Consider the following 2,405-nt stretch of genomic DNA (forward strand, 5'->3'; position numbering starts at 1 on the left):
CAATAATTTATCATTTAAATAAACACTGTAAGGTGCTGTACCTCTATCTATGCTAAATTCATATTTTTTTGAAGTCTTATTTGCAGCAGCTTTTAAACTAATTGGGTTAGATGCTACAATTTCCACCTCAAAGCATTGTGTATAAGTTAACTCTACGGTCTCTATACAAACTTCATAAGTTCCTGGTGGCAAATCATTAAATGATGCTGTTGTTCCTGACAGTTGTCTTGTAGCATTTGTATTTGCACCTGTTAAAGTAACATTATAATTAAAGGCAGTTTGATTTACGTTTACAGATATTATTCCATCATTTTCGTCTACACAACTTTCAGATGATGTTTGCACAGAAATATTATTAGGGTCTATAACTGGTTCTGTAACTGTTATAGAATAGTCTTCGGTTTCTCCCCATTCTGTTAAGTGATCTGCATCACAAGGCCCATCACCAAAACCGTCTGTAGGGTCATCATACTCTATAATTACACGCATTCTTGTTTTACCAAATTTTGCATCTGAAGGTACACTTATAGAACGAGAAACTGTTGCAACGTCTTCTATTTTTGTGCCTAAATCGTACCTTTCTGTGTCTTTATCAAAAATAAAATCTTGATTCCAGTCTATAAAAACATAGCAGTGGTCTTGAAAACCACCTGTATCAAAAGTTACGCTGATGTTATAATCTGTGTTTTTAAATACATCTGTATTTATATTTGTAAAATCTTGATAGCCATCTATTACATCATTATCAGAAGTATTATTTATACCTGCAAAAGTTACGTTGATAATATATTCTGAGCCTCCTGCTTCATCTGTAAATAAAGAACTACAATAACTTGGCACTTCCGTAGTAAAACTAAATATGGATGAAAAATTACTCTCATTACAATTATTTTGAGATTTTACACGCCAAAAATAAGTTGCATCTCCACTTAAGTTATTTAGAGTATATGCATTTGTGGTTACACTTCCACTTGCAACAATATTATTAAAGTTGATATCACTTGCAACTTCTACATCATAAGAAATAGCATTTGCGTCTGCCTGCCAAATTAAATCTTGTGTTAATGCTACACCTACTGCACCATTTGTTGGTGTGGTTAGCGTAACTGGTGTTAAATTAGATGCTGTAACATTTAAAAAAACATCTAAGTTCTGACTTATAGTGGAAGATGTACCCAAAACATTAATGGTATATTCTTGTGCAGTTATGCCATCTAAATTAGAAACTGTCATAACCACTGTACCGTCATCTGACAATGTGTTTGGATTAAAACTAACTACAGAACCTGATGGTTGACCTGTTGCAGAAAGTGTAACAGTTTCTGTAAATCCGTTTATAAAATCTATATTTATAGTAAAGTCTGAGCTTTGGTTGCCAGAGTTACAAGCTGATACATTGGTGCTTTCATTGGTCAGTATAAATGTTGGTGTTGTAGAAAGTATTTCGAAATTAGTACTGTTTACATTATAAAAAATATTATCTGAAGCCATCACCATAATTCTAGCCTCCGTAGTTACGTTATTTGGTACAACAATAGCTTCTGAGCCATCATTTGGTGTGTTTTCTTTTAAAGTGATAGGAAATGTTACACCACCATCTGTTGATAATTTTATAGTTACATTGGCACAGTTAATTGGAGCTACATCTGTTGTTCCTTTATTCCAAGTAATGGTTTGCGAGCTTCCAGCATTCCAAGAAGTATTAGAGTTTTGTGATGTTACCAAAAAAGCTTCTGCATCTGTAACTGTTATTGCTACATCATCTCTTGAATATGCACCTCCAGTTGCATTGTTATCTCTAACTAAAAAAGAAAAATTAAGCTCTCTAGCTACAGAAGGTATTACTTCCCAAGTGGTAGAAGTACTACCCGAAATTACAGTTTCTAATTTCGGGAAATATCTTTCTGGTGTATCTACTGGCAATAAAGATCTAAACATAGGACCAACAGCATTAAATGACTCAGGTGGCATAATTCCAATTTCATTATCTATTTGTTCCCAATTATAGGTTAATGTATTGATACCATCTGCATCTGTTGCTTCTCCTTTTAAAACAAATGGAGTCGATTTTGGTATGCTATAATCTAAACCTGCATTGGCTACTGGTGTATTATTTCCGTTTGCAGTTAATGTTGCACAATTTGCCGAAGTTTGTAAAATGTTTTCGATTTGCTCAATACTTACTGCATGAAAATAATCGTCACTTTGTCCTTGTACATTAGGTGTACAAATCCCTGCATAACCCATTAATGTCGATGCACTACCAGGTTCTACAGCTGTTTGACTTGTTCTATTACAACTGTTATTTTGTGTATGTGTTGCACCAAACTGATGCCCAATTTCATGTGCAACAAAATCGATATCATAAGGATCTCCAATGGGTGCACCTCTACCTGTGACACCAC

1 protein-coding gene is annotated in these 2,405 nt (G+C 34.1%); it reads right to left on the reverse strand.

The genetic code is table 11. The features are described 5' to 3' along the window. Positions 1–2,405, reverse strand: a 2,405-nt coding sequence (locus ACTG3S_RS07005) for a GEVED domain-containing protein (protein ID WP_439128645.1), incomplete at both ends; no start/stop codon positions are given.

Origin of the sequence: Polaribacter sp. (genome assembly GCF_965656025.1) — a bacterium.
GTDB lineage: Bacteria > Bacteroidota > Bacteroidia > Flavobacteriales > Flavobacteriaceae > Polaribacter.